Source organism: Pseudomonas sp. PA27(2017) (genome assembly GCF_001945445.1).
In the GTDB taxonomy this organism is placed as follows: domain Bacteria; phylum Pseudomonadota; class Gammaproteobacteria; order Pseudomonadales; family Pseudomonadaceae; genus Aquipseudomonas.
This window is the reverse complement of record NZ_MSXW01000025.1, coordinates 15,202-32,675: the sequence shown is the minus strand read 5'-3', so window position 1 is coordinate 32,675 and position 17,474 is coordinate 15,202. Positions and strand designations below refer to the sequence as shown.

General features: G+C 63.8%; 15 protein-coding genes. 2 read left to right on the top strand and 13 right to left on the bottom strand.

What is annotated here, in order from left to right; genetic code table 11:
* Positions 1-12: 12 nt before the first annotated feature.
* Both BVH06_RS26315 and BVH06_RS13585 read left to right on the top strand, forming a co-directional pair.
* Positions 13-834 (top strand): methyl-accepting chemotaxis protein, encoded by an 822-nt coding sequence (locus BVH06_RS26315; protein ID WP_371915291.1) that lies wholly within the window; start codon positions 13-15, stop codon positions 832-834.
* 96 nt (positions 835-930) lie between these two features.
* Positions 931-1,995, top strand: coding sequence for an AI-2E family transporter (locus BVH06_RS13585; RefSeq protein ID WP_075934394.1), 1,065 nt, complete (start codon positions 931-933; stop codon positions 1,993-1,995).
* Positions 1,996-2,285: 290 nt separating this feature from the next.
* On the opposite strand, the gene nuoN is transcribed toward BVH06_RS13585, so the two are convergent.
* The 13 genes from nuoN to BVH06_RS13520 all read right to left on the bottom strand — a co-directional run bounded on the left by nuoN (position 2,286) and on the right by BVH06_RS13520 (position 17,218).
* Complete coding sequence (gene nuoN, locus BVH06_RS13580; RefSeq protein ID WP_075934393.1) at positions 2,286-3,773, bottom strand: NADH-quinone oxidoreductase subunit NuoN; 1,488 nt, start codon at positions 3,771-3,773, stop codon at positions 2,286-2,288.
* Between the two features lie 27 nt (positions 3,774-3,800).
* Positions 3,801-5,330 carry an NADH-quinone oxidoreductase subunit M gene (gene nuoM / locus BVH06_RS13575; protein WP_075934392.1) on the bottom strand — a complete coding sequence of 510 codons (1,530 nt, stop codon included), beginning with the start codon at positions 5,328-5,330 and terminating at the stop codon, positions 3,801-3,803.
* Between the two features lie 41 nt (positions 5,331-5,371).
* A complete protein-coding gene (gene nuoL, locus BVH06_RS13570; RefSeq protein ID WP_075934391.1) occupies positions 5,372-7,219 on the bottom strand; it encodes an NADH-quinone oxidoreductase subunit L in 1,848 nt (615 codons plus the stop codon).
* A complete protein-coding gene (gene nuoK, locus BVH06_RS13565; RefSeq protein WP_027905359.1) occupies positions 7,216-7,524 on the bottom strand; it encodes an NADH-quinone oxidoreductase subunit NuoK in 309 nt (102 codons plus the stop codon). The genes nuoL and nuoK overlap by 4 nt, the downstream gene beginning before the upstream one ends.
* Positions 7,521-8,030, bottom strand: a complete 510-nt coding sequence (gene nuoJ / locus BVH06_RS13560) for an NADH-quinone oxidoreductase subunit J (protein WP_027905360.1) — start codon at positions 8,028-8,030, stop codon at positions 7,521-7,523. The genes nuoK and nuoJ overlap by 4 nt, the downstream gene beginning before the upstream one ends.
* Positions 8,030-8,578, bottom strand: a complete 549-nt coding sequence (nuoI, locus tag BVH06_RS13555) for an NADH-quinone oxidoreductase subunit NuoI (RefSeq protein ID WP_013791404.1) — start codon at positions 8,576-8,578, stop codon at positions 8,030-8,032. Before nuoI ends, nuoJ begins: the two co-directional genes overlap by 1 nt.
* Positions 8,579-8,589: 11 nt before the next feature.
* Complete coding sequence (gene nuoH / locus BVH06_RS13550; protein ID WP_075930310.1) at positions 8,590-9,582, bottom strand: NADH-quinone oxidoreductase subunit NuoH; 993 nt, start codon at positions 9,580-9,582, stop codon at positions 8,590-8,592.
* A complete protein-coding gene (gene nuoG, locus BVH06_RS13545; protein WP_075934390.1) occupies positions 9,579-12,308 on the bottom strand; it encodes an NADH-quinone oxidoreductase subunit NuoG in 2,730 nt (909 codons plus the stop codon). The genes nuoH and nuoG overlap by 4 nt, the downstream gene beginning before the upstream one ends.
* A 107-nt stretch (positions 12,309-12,415) precedes the next feature.
* Positions 12,416-13,777 carry an NADH-quinone oxidoreductase subunit NuoF gene (nuoF, locus tag BVH06_RS13540; protein WP_075934389.1) on the bottom strand — a complete coding sequence of 454 codons (1,362 nt, stop codon included), beginning with the start codon at positions 13,775-13,777 and terminating at the stop codon, positions 12,416-12,418.
* A complete protein-coding gene (gene nuoE, locus BVH06_RS13535) occupies positions 13,774-14,265 on the bottom strand; it encodes an NADH-quinone oxidoreductase subunit NuoE (protein ID WP_070887421.1) in 492 nt (163 codons plus the stop codon). The genes nuoF and nuoE overlap by 4 nt, the downstream gene beginning before the upstream one ends.
* 10 nt (positions 14,266-14,275) lie before the next feature.
* Complete coding sequence (gene nuoC, locus BVH06_RS13530; RefSeq protein ID WP_075934388.1) at positions 14,276-16,057, bottom strand: NADH-quinone oxidoreductase subunit C/D; 1,782 nt, start codon at positions 16,055-16,057, stop codon at positions 14,276-14,278.
* 59 nt (positions 16,058-16,116) lie between these two features.
* Complete coding sequence (locus tag BVH06_RS13525) at positions 16,117-16,794, bottom strand: NADH-quinone oxidoreductase subunit B family protein (protein ID WP_013791410.1); 678 nt, start codon at positions 16,792-16,794, stop codon at positions 16,117-16,119.
* A 10-nt stretch (positions 16,795-16,804) separates the two neighbouring features.
* Positions 16,805-17,218: an NADH-quinone oxidoreductase subunit A gene (locus tag BVH06_RS13520; RefSeq protein ID WP_013791411.1), complete on the bottom strand. Its 414-nt coding sequence runs from the start codon at positions 17,216-17,218 to the stop codon at positions 16,805-16,807.
* Between the last annotated feature and the right edge of the window lie 256 nt (positions 17,219-17,474).

The following is a 17,474-nucleotide window of genomic DNA, read 5'->3' as shown; positions in this document are numbered from 1 at the left end:
CAGATCACCGAAATGACCGGTCAGCTGACCGAGCTGGTCGGCCAGGTCGCTTCCCAGGCGCAACGTTCCGAGCAGGCCATGGAGCGCCAGCGCCATGAAACCGACCAGGTTGCCACCGCCATCAACGAAATGTCCGCCGCAGCCCACGAAGTGGCGAAAAGCGCGCAGGGTGCCGCCGAAGCGGCGCAGCAGACCGACCGCGAAGGGCAGGCGGCCAAGCAGGTGGTGGATGGCAGCATCGCGCGCATTCACTCGCTGGTTGGCGACATCCGCGGGAGCGGCAGCTCGTTGGATAACCTGCAAAAGGACGTGCATTCCATCGTCAGCGTGCTCGACGTGATCCGCTCGATCGCCGAGCAGACCAACCTGCTGGCGCTCAACGCGGCCATCGAGGCAGCCCGTGCCGGGGAGGCGGGTCGCGGCTTCGCGGTGGTCGCCGATGAGGTGCGCGCCCTGGCCAGCCGCACCCAGCAGAGCACCCAGGAAATCCAGGGCATGATCGATCGCCTGCAGAGCGGCACGCGCGATGCGGTCAATGCCATGCGCCAGTCCAGCGACGCCGGCGACATCACCAGCGAGCAGGCCAACAAGGCCGGTGCCTCGCTCGATGCCATCGCCGGGCTGATCGGCACCATCAACGCCATGAACGCGCAGATCGCCAGCGCGGCCGAAGAGCAGACCGCGGTGGCCGAGGAGATCAACCGCAGCGTGCACCAGATCGCTGGCGCGGTGGACAGCGTCGCCGACGAAACCCGCCAGGGCGCCCAGACTGCACGCAGCCTGGCGCAACTCGGTCAGGGCCTGGAGAACCTGGTTCGCCAGTTCCGCATCTGACCGGTTCAGGCGAGCAGGGACGCTCGCTCGAATACAGAGTGCACTTTGTCGGCTGCTCGGGAGACTAACGGCCATATCCCCTCCTGTGATCCGGCCATGCAGACGACCTCCCTCGAAAAGAAAACCTTCATCCTCCTGCTCGTCCTGGTGACGATCGCCTTCATCTGGATATTGCTGCCGTTCTACGGCGCGGTGTTCTGGGCAGTGGCGCTGGCCGTGGTGTTCGCACCGCTGCAACGACGCATGGCGCAGCGTATGGGCGGGCGCGGCAACCTGTCGGCATTGCTGACCCTGATCATCTGCCTTTTGGTGGCGATTCTGCCGGTGATCTTCATCACCTCGGCAATGGTTGCCGAGGGCACCAGCATCTACAAGCGCATCGACTCCGGCGAGCTGGACGTAGGGGCCTATGTGACCAGCACCAAGCAAATGCTGCCGCCGTTCCTGCAGCAGCAGATCGACCGCATCGGCGTGGGCAACATGGACGATCTGCAGGAACGCATCACCAGCGGCGCCGCTGCCGGAAGCCAGTACCTGGCTACCAAGGTGTTCGCCATCGGCCAGGGCACCTTCGAGTTCGTGGTCAGCTTCTTCATCATGCTGTACCTGCTGTTCTTCCTGCTGCGCGATGGGCAGGAGCTGGTGCGTGACATCCGCATGGCGGTGCCGCTGGGCGACAACACCAAGCGCCGCCTGCAGATCAAGTTCACCCGCGTGGTGCGTGCCACGGTGAAAGGCAACATCGTGGTGGCAGCGGTGCAGGGCGCTCTCGGTGGCTTGATCTTCTGGGTGCTGGGCATCCCCAGCCCGCTGCTGTGGGGCGTGCTGATGGCTTTTCTGTCGCTGTTGCCAGCGGCGGGCGCCGGTATCGTCTGGGCGCCCGTAGCGGTCTACCTGCTGCTCAGTGGCGATATCTGGCAGGGCGTGGTGTTGACTCTGTTCGGGGTATTGGTGATCGGCCTGGTGGATAACATCCTGCGCCCGATCCTGGTCGGCAAGGACACCCGCATGCCCGATTACCTGATCCTGATTTCCACCCTGGGCGGCATGGCGCTGTTCGGCCTCAACGGCTTCGTGCTGGGCCCGCTGATCGCGGCGCTGTTCGTTGCCAGCTGGAATCTGTTCGCAGCGGGCAAGAAGACCGTCAGGCTGCCCGAGTAATCAATCGCTTCGCCCCAAACGGCTGCCCAGTGCAGCCGTTTTTCGTTATCACGCACAGTCGTAAACCCGCGTAGCCTGGGTAGAGCGAAGCGAAACCCGGGGTCTGAGCCCTGGGACGTTTCTTGTCCCCTCCTGCGCATCGCTTCGCTCAGCAACAGGCTACGAAAAACCCGCCTGCCCTGACGCCGTAGCCCGGGTATGACAGCCGCTCGATCTGGCATAGGCAAAGCGTGACGCACGAACAAAAACGGCTGCCCTGAGGCAGCCGTTTTTTCATGACGCGACTCGGATCAGAGTGCGGCAGTGGCCAAGCCGGCCTGCTGGACCAGATCCAGCAGCGGCTGCGGGTACACGCCGAGCACGAAGGCCAGGGCCGCCACCAGCATCAGCATGATGCCGCCGGCACGTTGGCCCCAGTTGAACGGTGCATCGTGACGCTGCAGGTTCGGCTCGTTGAGGAACAGGGTGACCATCACGCGCAGGTAGTAGAACACCGCGATGGCGCTACCCAGGATCAGCGCACCGATCAGCCACCACAGTTGCGCCTGGACACCGGCAGCGATCACGTAGAACTTGCCGATGAAGCCTGCAGTCAGCGGAATACCGGCCAGCGACAGCATCATCACGGTCAGCACCGCGGTCAGGTACGGACGGCGCCAGAACAGGCCGCGGTACTCGTACAGCGCGTCGGCGTCACGGCCGTTGTAAGGCGTCGACATCAGGGTGATCACCCCGAAAGCGCCCAGGCTGGTCAGCACGTAGGTGGCCATGTACACGCCGATGGCTTCCACGGCCAGGCCCTTGCTGGCGACCAGCGCCACCAGCAGGTAGCCGAAGTGGGCAATCGACGAGTAACCGAGCAGACGCTTGAGGTTGTTCTGCACCAGAGCCAGCAGGTTACCGAACAGGATCGAGGCGATGGCGATAACCGTCAGCAGGTCGTTCAGCCAACCGCCGGCGGTTGCCGGGGAGAGCTGATACAGGCGCAGCAACACGGCGAATACCGCGACCTTGCTGGCGGTGGCCAGGAAGGCGGCCACTGGGGCCGGAGCGCCTTCGTAGACGTCCGGCGTCCACAGGTGGAAGGGCACCATGGACAGCTTGAACGCCAGACCGATGAGCATCATGCCGATACCGATCTGCACCAGCTGGCTGCCGCTGGCACCGGCCAAGCTGGCACCGATCTGGGCGAAGCTCAGGCTGCCGGCGTCGGCATACAGCAGTGCCATGCCGAACAGCAGGAAGGCGCTGCCGGCGGCCGACAGCACCATGTACTTGATGCCGGCTTCCAGCGAACGTTTGTTGAAGTAGGCGTAGGCGATCATCCCGTAGGTCGGTACCGAGAGCAGCTCCAGGCCGATGAACAGGCCCGCCAGGTGCTCGGTGCTGACCAGCACCAGGCCGCCAGCCGCGGAGAGCAGCAGCAGCAGGTACATTTCTTCGCGGTTGCGCGGGTAGCCCTTGGTCTGCCCGTCATTGACCTTGGCCTCGCCCAGGTAGGCGTGGGTGAGGGTGACGCACGCCAGGGTGGCGATCAGCACCAGCGCCATGTAGTAGCAGGCGAAGGTGTCGATCTGCATCAGCGGGGTGACCTGCAGCGGCGTGACGCCGAGGGTCGGCAGCAGCGACAGCAGGGCCGCGTTGAGGCCGATCACCGACAGCACGAAGGTCATCGCGTGGCTGCGTTTCCAGGCGATGGCCAGCATGACCACCACCACGGTGGCGCAGGTGACCAGCAGCGGCAGCAGGGCGATCAGGTGTTGGGTGGTGAATTGCACAGCATGATGTTCCATAAATTTTAACCCTTACCGGCCCGAGGCGAGTTGATCGAGAGCGCCACTGAACCACTGCTGCACGCCTTGCATGCTGGCGGCAGAGGTGTCGAGCACCGGCTGCGGGTAAACGCCGAGCAGGATCAGCAGCACCGCGAGGCACAGCACCATGCTCAGTTCACGAAATTGCAGGCCCGGCAGCGGGCTGTCGTTCTTCACCGGGCCGAAGTGGGCGCGGTGGATCATGATCAGCGAGTACACCGAGCCCAGTACCAGACCGGTCGCCGCGATCACGGTGACCCATGGCGCGGTCGGGAAGCTGCCGATCAGGATCAGGAACTCGCCGACGAAGTTGCCGGTACCCGGCAGACCCAGTGCAGCAGCCGCGAAGAACAGGCTCAGGGCCGGCAGCCAGGACATGCGTGCCCAGATGCCGCCCATCTCGCGCATGTCACGGGTATGCAGGCGCTCGTACAGCTGACCACAGAGGATGAACAGCGCCGCAGCCGACAGGCCGTGGGCCATCATCTGCACCACTGCGCCCTGCAGGGCGATCTGGCTGCCCGAGTAGATGGCGATCAGCACGAAGCCCATGTGCGAGACGCTGGAGTAGGCCACCAGGCGCTTGATGTCGGTCTGTGCGAAGGAGAGCAGTGCGCCGTAGATGATCGCGAATACGCCCAGGTACATGGCGATGGGCGCGAACTCGGCGGAAGCGTTGGGGAACAGCGGCAGAGCGAAACGCAGTAGGCCGTAGGCCGCAGTCTTCAGCAGGATACCAGCGAGGTCCACGGAGCCGGCGGTCGGTGCCTGGGCGTGGGCGTCCGGCAGCCAGGAGTGGAAGGGCACCACCGGGAACTTGACCGCGAAGGCGATGAAGAAGCCGAGCATCAGCAGGTATTCGGTGCCTTCCGACAGCTGGGTCTTGAGCAGGTCGGCGTAGTTGAAGGTGAACACGCCGGTCTGGTTGAAGTGCACGAACACCAGGCCGAGGATCGCCACCAGCATCACCAGGCCGCTGGCCTGGGTGAAGATGAAGAACTTGGTGGCCGCGTTGATGCGGCTCTTGCCAGGGCTGCCGCTATGACCCCAGAGCGCGATGAGGAAATACATCGGCACCAGCATCATTTCCCAGAAAAAGAAGAACAGGAACAGGTCGATGGCCAGGAACACACCGACCACGCCGCCGAGGATCCACATCAGGTTGAGGTGGAAGAAGCCGACGCGGTTCTGGATCTCGTTCCACGAGCAGAGCACCGACAGGACGCCGAGCAGACCGGTGAGGGTGACCATCAGCACCGACAGGCCGTCCATCGCCAGATGGATGCTGATGCCGAAGCGCTCGATCCAGCGTACCTGGAATTCGTGGGCCCAACGTGGCTCGGCACCCGGCGCAGGCGCCAGGCTGAAGTCACCGGTGCCCCACAGCCACAGGCCGAGGCCGAACAGCAGGGACATGGTCAGCAGCGCGATCCAGCGCGGCAGGGTTCCGCCGAAGCGCTCCGCCTGCCAGCACAACAGGCCGCCGATAAAGGGGATCAGGATTAGCCAAGGCAGAATCATGACGGGCGAGTTTCCTTAGAAAAAGTATTCGGGATCATCGGTCAGGCCAGCAGCACGGCGGCGAGCACCAGCACGGCGCCCCCGGCGATGGAGATGGCGTACCAGCGCAGATGCCCGGTTTCGCTGCGGCTCAGTACGCCATGACCACCACGCGCCAGGCGCGGGACGATGCCGATGGCACCGTCGATCGGGTCACGGGCGAGCACCCGGCAGAAGAACAGGTAGGGCTGCACGAAAATCTTGTCGTAAAGCCAGTCGAAGCCCCAGGCGGCGAACCACCAGGCCGACAGGAAACGACCCGGCGCGCTGCTGGCGACGGCGTTCACAAAACTGCGCTTGCCGAGGAACAGCATGGCGGCCAGCAGGATACCGGCCAGGGCGATGCAGCCCGAGACGATTTCCAGGCTGTGCTTGGCTTCGCCACCGGCATGGCCGGCGCTCTGTGGCAACACGCCAGCCAGCGGCGGGGTGATCCAGGCGCCGATGAAGGTCGACAGCACGATCAGCACGATCAGGGGCAGGTTGTGGGCGATGCCATGACCGGCATGGGCGTCGGTCTTCTGCTCGCCGTGGAAGGCGATGAAGATCAGCCGGAAGGTGTAGATCGAGGTCATGAAGGCGCCCAGCAGGCCGGCGTAGAGCAGGCCGGAATTACCGCTGGCGAAGGCTTCCCAGAGAATCTCGTCCTTGGAGTAGAAGCCCACGGTGATCAGCGGCAGCGCCGCCAGGGCCGAGCCGCCGACGATGAAGCTGGCATAGGCCAACGGCAGCTTCTTCCACAGGCCGCCCATCTTGAAGATGTTCTGCTCGTGGTGGCAGGCGTGAATCACCGAGCCGGAGGCGAGGAACAGCAGCGCCTTGAAGAAGGCGTGGGTCATCAGGTGGAAGATCGCCGCGTCCCAGGCGCCAACGCCCAGGGCCAGGAACATGTAGCCGATCTGGCTCATGGTCGAGTAGGCGAGGATGCGCTTGATGTCGGTCTGTACCAAGGCGGCGAAACCCGCCAGCACCAGGGTCACACCACCCACGATGCCGACCAGCTCGAGAATCTCCGGGGTCAACAGGAACAGGCCATTGGTACGGGCGATCAGGTAGACGCCCGCGGTGACCATGGTGGCGGCGTGGATCAGTGCGGAAACCGGGGTCGGGCCGGCCATGGCGTCGGCCAGCCAGGTCTGCAGGGGCAGCTGGGCGGATTTACCGACCGCGCCGCCGAGCAGCATCAGGGTCGCCAGCCACAGCCAGGTGTCGCCGGCTGCGTACTTCTGCGGGGCCAGCACCATCAGCTCCTGGATGTTCAGGGTACCGAGGTTGAGGAACAGCAGGAACAGGCCGATCATCAGGAACACGTCGCCGATACGGGTGACGATGAACGCCTTCAGCGCCGCGTTACCGTTGGGCACGTGCTTGTAGTAGAAGCCGATCAGCAGGTACGAGCACAGGCCCACGCCTTCCCACCCGAAGAACAGGGTCATCAGGTTGTCGCCCAGCACCAGCAGCAGCATGCTGAAGATGAACAGGTTGGTGTAGGAGAGGAAACGCGAGTAACCCTCTTCACCACGCATGTACCAACTGGCGAACATGTGGATCAGGAAGCCCACGCCGGTGACCACGCCGAGCATGGTCAGCGACAGGCCGTCCAGGTACAGGGTGAAGCTCGGCGCCAGGCCGTCGACGCTCATCCACTGCCACAGGGTCTGGGTGTAAACGCCGTCTGCCGGTGGCGCGACGTTGAACTGCCACATGATCCAGGCGGTGGTCAGGGCCGACAGGCCGACCGAGCCGACACCGACGACGGCGGCAGCGCCTTCGCTCAGGCGACCGCGGGAAAAGGCCAGGATGAACCAGCCGATCAGTGGGAACAGTAGGGTCAGGAATAAGAGGTTCATCCGCGCATCTCGCTGGCTGCGTCGATATCGAGGGTGTGGAAGCGGCGATACAGCTGCAGCAGGATCGCCAGGCCGATGCTCGCTTCGGCGGCGGCCAGGGCGATGACCAGAATGAACATGATCTGCCCGTCAGCCTGGCCCCAGCGCGCACCGGCGACCACGAAGGCGAGGGCGGCGGCGTTCATCATCACTTCCAGGCTCATCAGCACGAACAGGATGTTGCGGCGCACCATCAGGCCGACCAGGCCGAGACTGAACAGCACGCCGGCCAGCGCCAGGCCGTGCTCCATTGGAATACCGTTCATGGCGTAGCATCCTTGATGTCGTTACGACCCAGGTGATAGGCGGCGACCAGTGCGGCCAGCAGCAGCATGGACGCCAGCTCGACGGCCAGCAGATAAGGGCCGAACAGGTGAATGCCCACGGCCTTGGCATCGACCGTGGTGTGGCCGATGGTGGCGCCGCTCGGTACGGCGAACAGCACGTACAGCAGCTGACCCAGCAGCAGCGCCGAGAGCAGCGCCGGGCCGATCCAGATGCCCGGGGTCAGCCAGGTGCGTTCCTGCTGTACCGAGGCTGGGCCGAGGTTGAGCATCATCACCACGAACACGAACAGCACCATGATGGCGCCGGCGTAGACGATGATCTCCAGGGCACCGGCGAACGGCGCGCCGAGGCTGAAGAACACCATGGATACGGCGAGCAGCGAGATGATCAGGTAAAGCAGGGCGTGCACCGGGTTCTTGCCGGTGATCACGCCAAAGGTCGAGGCAACCGCGACCCCTGCGGAGAAGTAGAAGGCGAATTCCATTATGGCAACAACCCCTTGACGTTGATCGGCTCGGCTTCGTCCTGCGCGGCGCCTTTCGGCTTGCCGGCGATGGCCATGCCGGCCACGCGATAGAAGTTGTAGTCCGGGTTCTTGCCGGGGCCGGAGATCAGCAGGTCTTCCTTCTCGTACACCAGGTCCTGACGCTTGAACTCGCCCATTTCGAAATCCGGGGTGAGCTGGATCGCGGTGGTCGGGCAGGCTTCCTCGCACAGGCCGCAGAAGATGCAGCGCGAGAAGTTGATGCGGAAGAAGTCCGGGTACCAGCGGCCGTCTTCGGTTTCCGCCTTTTGCAGCGAAATGCAGCCCACCGGGCAGGCCACGGCGCACAGGTTGCAGGCTACGCAGCGTTCTTCGCCATCGGGGTCGCGGGTCAGTACGATGCGGCCGCGGTAGCGCGGCGGCAGGTAGACCTGTTCTTCCGGGTATTGCAGGGTGTCGCGCTTGCGAAAGCCATGGCCGAAGACCATTACCAGGCTGCGCAATTGCGTGCCGGTGCCGACCAGCACATCCCAAATGTATTTGAGCATCTCGTTTCTCCTTACTGGGCCGTGGCCAGCACGACGGCGCCGGTCACCAGCAGGTTGATCAGGGTCAGCGGCAGGCAGAACTTCCAGCTGAAGGCCATGACCTGGTCATACCGCGGGCGCGGAATGGAAGCGCGCAGCAGGATGAAGATCATGATGAAGAAGCAGGTCTTGATCGCGAACCAGAAGAACGGGATCTGCGGCAGGATGCCGAACGGACCGTGCCAGCCACCGAAGAACAGGGTTACCAGCAGCGCGGAGATGGTCACGATGCCGATGTATTCACCGACGAAGAACATGCCCCATTTCATGCCGGCGTATTCGATGTGGTAACCGTCGGCCAGCTCCTGCTCCGCTTCCGGCTGGTCGAAGGGGTGACGGTGCGTCACGGCCACGCCGGCGATGAAGAAGGTACAGAAACCAAAGAACTGCGGAATGATGAACCACAGGTTCTGCGCCTGGTAATCGACGATGTCGCGCATGTTGAACGAGCCGACCTGGGCAACGATGCCCATCAGCGCCAGGGCCAGGAACACCTCGTAGGAGATGGTCTGGGCCGAGGCACGCAGGCTGCCGAGCAGGGCGAACTTGTTGTTGCTCGACCAGCCGGCGAACAGCACGGCGTATACCGACAGGCCAGCCATGGCGAAGAAGAACAGGATGCCGATGTTCAGGTCCGCCACGCCCCAGTTGGGGGTGATCGGGATGATCGCGAAGGCCACCAGCATGGCGCCCATGGCGATGATCGGCGCCAGGGTGAAAATCAGCTTGTCGGCGAACGGCGGCGTCCAGTCCTCCTTGAAGAACATCTTCAGCATGTCCGCAGCGAGCTGGAACATGCCGAACGGGCCGACCCGGTTCGGGCCGTAGCGATCCTGCCACCAGCCAAGCAGGCGGCGTTCGACGAAGCTCAGCAGCGCCCCGGTAACCACCACCGCCAGCAGAATGACGATGGCCTTGAGCACTTCCTGGATGATGTCGAGCAACTGCGGGGTCAGCCAACTCATTGCGCGGCCTCCCCGATATTGGTGACGGACGCGCCGGCGATGGCAGCCGGAATGCCTGCCAGACCGACCGGCAAGCCGACTAGGCCGATGCCCAGCTCTTCGCTGACGCGCAGCGGCAGGCGCAGGCTCTGACCGTTGACGCTCAGTTGCAGCAGGGCGCCGTCGCTGACGCCGAGGCGATCGGCTTCATCCTTGGCCAGCGTCACGTAGGCCTCGGGCGTGCGCTCGGCGATCGGCGCGGCGCGCGAGGACATTTCCTCGCTGCCGAACAGATGGTGCAGCGGCACGGCCTGCCAGGTGCCCTGGGCCGGGTTGAAGGCCGTCGGTGCGCTGAACCAGCCCAGGCTTGCGCCTTTGGCTTCGATCAGGCGTACGCCGGGGTCGCCGGCACGCAGGTGACCACCGACTTCGTCCTGGAACTTGTTCCAGGCCTGAGGCGAGTTCCAGCCTGGCGACCAGGCGAACGGGATCTGCTGACGGTCTTCCTTGCTGCCCGAGTAGCCTTCCATGGAGAAGGCAAAGGCGCTGTCCTTGTCCTGGGGCTGACGCGGCTCGTGCACGCTGATATTGGCGCGCATGGCGGTACGACCGCTGTAGCGATGCGGTTCGCGGGCCAGCTTGAGGCCCTTGATGCGGAACGAGGCGCTTGGCGCGGCATCACGAATGCCGGCCAGCTGCGCGGAGCTTTCGGCGCAGGCAGCGGTGATCTGGTCGAGCTGGGTCCAGTCGACGACGCGATTGTGCAGCGTGCTGTGCAGCGCGTGCAGCCAGCGCCAGCCTTCGCGCACCAGAATGTTGGCGTCGTAGTAGGACGGGTCATAGACCTGGAAGAAACGCTGGGCGCGGCCTTCCTGGCTGACCAGGGTGCCGTCACCTTCGGCGAAGCTGGCAGCCGGCAGCAGCAGGTGCGCCTTGGCGGTGGTGGCAGTGCTCTGGTGATCGGCGACGATCACCACCTTGGCGGCGGCCAGGGCAGCGTCCACACGGGCGGCATCGGCGCGGTGATAGAGATCGTTCTCCAGTACTACCAGAGCGTCGGCCTGACCGGAGGTCAGCGCTTCGAGGGCGTCGTCCAGGCTGTTGCCGGCGAACTGCTCACCCATCAGCAGGGCCATGCCCATGCTGTTGGCTTCCGGCACCACCAGGCTGATGGAACCATTCTTCTCGCGGTTCTTCAGGGCGCTGGCGATGTTCGCAGCGGCCTCGATCAGCGCACGATTGCCCAGCGAGGCGCCGGAGACGATCAGCGGGCGCTTGGCGCCCACCAGCGCCTCGGCGATGCGTTGCACCAGCTCGCTGGCCTCGGCTTCCAGGCCTTCGACGGCCGGGGCGCTCGGGTCGATAGCGTGGGCCACCGCGAAACCGATGCGCGCCAGGTCATCGGGCGCGGCGTGTACGCACTGCTCGGCGACGTCGTCGAGGCGAGTGGCGGTGACGCTGGCGATGAACAGCGGGTTGAGCGCGTGTTGGGCGACGTTCTGCACGGCGGCCATGTGCCAATCCTGGATCTTCGCACCAGCGGCGATTTCGGTGGCCTTGCCCTTGACCGACTGGCGCAGGGCCAGGGCGACGCGGGCGGCGGTCTGGGTGAGGTCTTCACCGAGTACGAACACGGCGTCGTGGCTTTCGATATCGCGCAGGGTTGGCACCGGCAGCGGGCCGTTCTGCAGCACGTCGCGGATCAGGCCGATGTTGGCCTGCTCGGGCGCGGCGATACCGGAGTAGAAGTTGCCAGCGCCGACCAGCTCGCGCAGGGCGAAGTTGCCCTCCAGGCTGGCACGCGGCGAACCGATACCGATCACCTTGCGGCCCTTGAGCAGGGCCGCGGCCTGATCCAGCGCGGCGTCCAGGCCCATCTTCATCTTGCTGAGCATCATCACCGGCTGACGCGGACGGTCTTCACGGTTGGCGTAGCCATAGCCGAAGCGGCCACGGTCGCACAGGAAGTACTGGTTCACCGAGCCGTTGAAGCGGTTCTCGATGCGGCGTACTTCGCCATAGCGCTCGCCCGGGCTGGTGTTGCAGCCACTGGAGCAGCCATGGCAGATGCTTGGGGCGAACTGCATGTCCCACTTGCGGTTGTAGCGCTCGGAGTGGGTCTTGTCGGTAAACACACCGGTCGGGCAGACCTCGACCAGGTTGCCGGAGAATTCGCTTTCCAGGGTGCCGTCTTCGACGCGGCCGAAGTACACGTTGTCGTGTGCGCCGTAGACGCCCAGATCGGTGCCGCCGGCGTAATCCTTGTAGTAACGCACGCAGCGATAGCAGGCGATGCAGCGGTTCATCTCATGGGCGATGAACGGGCCGAGCTCCTGATTCTGGTGAGTGCGCTTGCTGAACCGATAGCGACGGGCGTTGTGGCCGGTCATCACCGTCATGTCCTGCAGGTGGCAATGGCCGCCTTCCTCGCAGACCGGGCAGTCGTGCGGGTGGTTGGTCATCAGCCACTCGACGACGCTCTTGCGAAAGGCCACGGCCTCTTCGTCGTCGATGGAAATCCAGCTGTTGTCGGTGGCCGGCGTCATGCAGGACATGACCAGGCGGCCGCGCTTGTCGTTTTCGTCGCTGTACTGCTTCACCGCGCACTGGCGGCAGGCGCCAACGCTGCCGAGCGCCGGGTGCCAGCAGAAGTAGGGGATGTCGAGACCAAGGGACAGACAGGCCTGCAGCAGGTTGTCCGCACCATCGACTTCGAGATCTTTGCCGTCTACGTGGATAGTGGCCATTTTTCTTCAGTCTTCGTTTGCCCGCTCGAAAGCGGACGGGCTAAGGGAATTCTTGTCTTTGCCTGGGCCGGACGGCGCCATCGCGCCCACTCGTCCGGCCATCGGGCCTATACCGCGTGTGCCGCTACCGGCGGCTGCGGCGCAGTGGCGCCCACACCGGCTTCGAACTCTTCACGGAAATACTTGATCGCGCTGCCCAGTGGCTCCACGGCGCCCGGTGCGTGAGCACAGAAGGTCTTGCCGGGGCCGAGGAAATTGACCAGGCCGAGCAGGGTGTCGATGTCCTCGCGGGTGCCCTGCTTGCGCTCCAGGGCGCGGAGGATCTTCACGCTCCACGGCAGGCCGTCGCGGCACGGTGTGCACCAACCGCAGGATTCGCGGGCGAAGAACTCTTCCATGTTGCGTAGCAGCGAGACCATGTTCACCGTGTTGTCGATGGCCAGGGCCAGGCCGGTACCCATGCGGGTGCCGACCTTGGCGATGCCGGCGGCGTACATCGAGGCCTCGAGGTGCTCGGGCAGCAGGAAACCGGTGCCGGCGCCGCCAGGCTGCCAGGCCTTGAGGGTGTAGCCGTCGCGCATGCCGCCGGCGCAGTCCTCGAACAGCTCGCGGGCGCTGATACCGAACGGCAGCTCCCAGATCCCCGGGTTCTTGACCTTGCCGGAGAAGCCCATCAGCTTGGTGCCGTGGTCTTCGCTGCCTTCGCGTGCCAGGGATTTGTACCAGTCGACGCCGTTGCCGATGATCGACGGCACGTTGCACAGGGTTTCGACGTTGTTGACGCAGGTCGGCTTGCCCCACACGCCCACCGCAGCGGGGAAGGGCGGCTTGGCGCGCGGGTTGGCGCGACGGCCTTCCAGGGAGTTGATCAGCGCGGTTTCTTCACCGCAGATGTATCGCCCGGCGCCGGTGTGCACGAACAGCTCGAAATCGAAACCGCTGCCCAGGATGTTCTTGCCCAGCAGGCCCGCTGCCTTGGCTTCCTCGATGGCGCGATTGAGGTTGGCGGCGGCGTCGACGTACTCGCCACGCAGGAAGATGTAGCCGCGATACGCCTTGAGCGCCCGGGCGCTGATCAGCATGCCTTCCACCAGCAGGTGCGGCAGCTGTTCCATCAGCATGCGGTCCTTCCAGGTGTTGGGCTCCATCTCGTCCGCGTTGCACAGCAGATAGCGGATGTTCAGCGACTCGTCATTGGGCATCAGGCCCCACTTCACGCCGGTGGGGAAGCCCGCGCCACCGCGGCCCTTGAGGCCGGAATCCTTGACCGTCTGCACGATGTCGGCCTGGGCCATCTCGGCCAAGGCCTTGCGGGCGGCGGCATAACCGTTCTTCCGCTGGTATTCGTCGAGCCATACGGGCTGGGCGTCGTCGCGCAGGCGCCAGGTCAGCGGATGGGTCTCTTCGCTGCGGGCGATGCGGTTGGCCGGGCCGAAGGAGGTCAGCAGGTTGGAGCTGCGGCTGGTCATTGGAAGTTCTCCAGCAGTTGCGCCACGCCTTCGGGCTGCACGTCGCCAAAGGTTTCGTCGTCGATCATCATCGCCGGGGCCTTGTCGCAGTTGCCCAGGCAGCACACCGGCAGCAGGGTGAAGCGGCCGTCGGCGGTGGTCTGGCCGGGCACGATGCCCAGTTCGGCCTTGATGCTGCCCAGCACGTTCTCGTGGCCACCGATAAAGCAGGTCATGCTGTCGCATACACGGATGATGTGACGGCCGACGGGCTGGCGGAAAATCTGGCTATAGAAGGTGGCGACACCTTCGACGTCGCTGGCCGGGATGCCGAGAATCGCGCCGATAGCATCGGCGGCGCCGTCCGGCACCCAGCCGCGTTCCTTCTGCACGATCTTCAGGGCTTCGATGGACGCTGCACGCGGGTCCTCGTAGTGGTGCATCTCGTGCTCGATGGCCGAGCGCTCGGTTTCACTGAGGGCAAAACGGTCGGTCTGAATCATGTTCATGGTGTTCTCCTCAGCGATCCACGTCGGCCATGACGAAGTCGATACTGCCCAGGTACGCGATCAGGTCGGCAACCATGCTGCCGCGGATCACCGAAGGGATCTGCTGCAGGTGGGCGAAGCTCGGCGTGCGGATGCGCGTGCGGTAGCTCATGGTGCTGCCGTCGCTGGTCAGGTAGTAGCTGTTGATACCCTTGGTCGCTTCGATCATCTGGAAGCTTTCGTTGGCCGGCATGACCGGGCCCCAGGAAACTTGCAGGAAGTGGGTAATCAGGGTTTCGATGTGCTGCAGCGTGCGCTCTTTCGGCGGCGGCGTGGTCAGCGGGTGATCCGCCTTGTACGGGCCTTCCGGCATGTTGCGCAGGCACTGATCGATGATCCTGATGCTCTGCCGCATCTCCTCGACGCGCACCATGCAGCGGTCGTAGGCGTCGCCGTTGGCGGCCAGCGGCACTTCGAACTCGAAGTTCTCGTAGCCGGAGTAGGGGCGCGCCTTGCGTAGGTCGAAATCGCAGCCAGTGGAACGCAGGCCGGCACCGGTGGTGCCCCATTCCAGCGCTTCCTTGGTGTTGTACTGGGCCACACCGATGGTACGGGCCTTGAGGATGCTGTTCTTCAGTGCAGCCTTCTCGTACTCGTCGAGGCGCTTGGGCAGCCAGTCGACGAATTCCTTGACCAGCTTGTCCCAGCCGCGCGGCAGGTCGTGGGCGACACCACCGATGCGATACCAGGCCGGGTGCAGGCGGAAACCGGTGATGGCTTCGATCACCTTGTAGGCGCGCTGGCGGTCGGTGAAGGTGAAGAACACCGGGGTCATGGCGCCCACGTCCTGGATGTAGGTACCCAGGAACAGCAGGTGGCTGGTGATGCGGAAGAACTCGGCCATCATGATGCGGATGGTGTCGACCTTCTGTGGCACCTTGATACCGGCGAGCTTCTCGACCGAGAGCACGTAGGGCAGGTTGTTCATCACCCCGCCGAGGTAGTCAATACGGTCGGTGTAGGGGATGAAGCTGTGCCAGCTCTGGCGCTCGGCCATCTTCTCGGCACCGCGGTGGTGATAACCGATTTCCGGCACGCAATCGAGGATCTCTTCACCGTCCAGCTGCAGGATGATACGGAACGCACCGTGGGCGGACGGGTGGTTGGGGCCGAGGTTGAGGAACATGTAGTCCTCGTTCTCGCTGTGGCGTTTCATGCCCCAGTCTTCGGGATTGAAGCGCGCGGCCTCTTCCTCGAGCTGCTGCTTGGCCAGGGTCAGGCTGAACGGATCGAATTCGGTGGCGCGCGCCGGGTAGTCCTTGCGCAGCGGGTGACCTTCCCAGGTCGGCGGCATCATGATGCGCGTCAGGTGCGGGTGGCCAGTGAAGTGGATGCCGTACAGGTCCCACACTTCGCGCTCGTACCAGTTGGCGTTCGGCCAGATGCTGGTCACGGACGGCAGATTGAGGTCGCCCTCGCGCAGCGCCACCTTGATCATCACGTCGCTGTTACGCTCCAGCGACATGAGGTGATAGAACACGGTGAAATCGGCGTCCGGCAGGCCGCGACGCTGGGTGCGCAGGCGCTCGTCGACGCCGTGCAGGTCATACAGCATGACGTAGGGACGGGTGGTCTGGCGCAGGAAGCGCAGCACTTCTACGAGCTTGTCGCGGCCGACCCAGATCACCGGCATGCCGGTGCGGGTGGCCTGCAGCGTGAAGCTGTCGGCGCCAAAACGGGATTGAAGCTCAACGACGACGTCTTGGTCGTCCGCCTTGTACGGCGCAATGGACACGATGGTGTCTGCAGTCATGGTCTCGATCGCTATCGGTCAACGGTGAGAGTGAGTCCGGCTCTATAAGGAGGCAGGACTCAGACTTCGTCAGGGGAACGCAGGTTGGTAACCGCAATACGCTGCTCGCGGCGCTGTTCTTTCTGGGAAGGCATCTCGGCGCGGTAAACGCCTTGATCGCCAACGACCCAGGACAGCGGGCGGCGCTCCTGACCGATGGATTCCTGCAACAGCATCAGGCCTTGCAGGAACGCCTCGGGGCGGGGCGGGCAACCGGGAATGTAGACGTCGACGGGAAGGAACTTGTCGACACCCTGAACGACCGAATAGATGTCGTACATACCGCCGGAATTGGCGCACGAGCCCATGGAAATGACCCACTTGGGTTCGAGCATCTGCTCATAGAGACGCTGAATGACCGGCGCCATCTTGATGAAGCAGGTGCCGGCGATGACCATGAAGTCGGCCTGGCGTGGGGATGCACGGATTACCTCGGCACCGAATCGCGCGACGTCGTGCGGCGCGGTGAACGCGGTGGTCATTTCCACGTAGCAGCAGGAAAGCCCGAAGTTGTACGGCCACAGGGAGTTCTTGCGACCCCAGTTCACCGCACCACTGAGAACATCCGAGAGTTTCCCCATGTAGATGTTCTTGTGCACTTCGTCTTCTAGCTGTTGGTCGGTAACGACCTCCCGCTTGCCGATCGGGTATTGCTCGTTGGGAGCATCCGGATCGATCCGAGTGAGTTTGTATTGCATCGCCAAAGCCTCATTGTTTCAGCTTCGCCTGCCGAGCCTTACGACTCTCGGGTGCCCAATCCAGCGCACCGATACGCCAAAGGTAGACAAGACCTGCCAACAGAATGTTTATGAAAACGGCTGCTTCGATGAAGCCGGCCCAGCCGCTTTCGCGAACGGAGACGGCCCAGGCGAAGAGAAAGAGGGCTTCGACGTCGAAGATCACGAAGAGCATCGCGACCAGATAGAATTTGGCGGACAGGCGCAGACGCGCGCTGCCGGTGGGAAGCATGCCCGATTCGAAGGGCTCGTTCTTGCTGCGCCCCCAGGCTTTGCTGCCCAGCAGGCTGGATACACCCATCATGAAGGCACAGAGGCCAACGACGCCCAGCAGAAAAACGGCCAACGCCCAGTTATGGGACAGGGAACTGCTTGCTTCCAGCATGCCGGGGCTCCTCAGGCAAGGAACGGCTTAACGCACGATTTAAAATTATGGCAAGGCATTAAGCGCCTTGAATCAATTCGCATAATGTTATGCCTGTATTTGGTGTAAGTAAATTTTTCAGTACAAAAAAATAATAAAACGTCGCATGTCTGCAATCAGCCCGTTTTCAGAAAGCCACGCAAATCAAGGAGCTACAAAACAAGGCGGAAACTTCGGCTGCGCGGGGAAGTTATATGTAGTGGAAAGTAAAACTCGC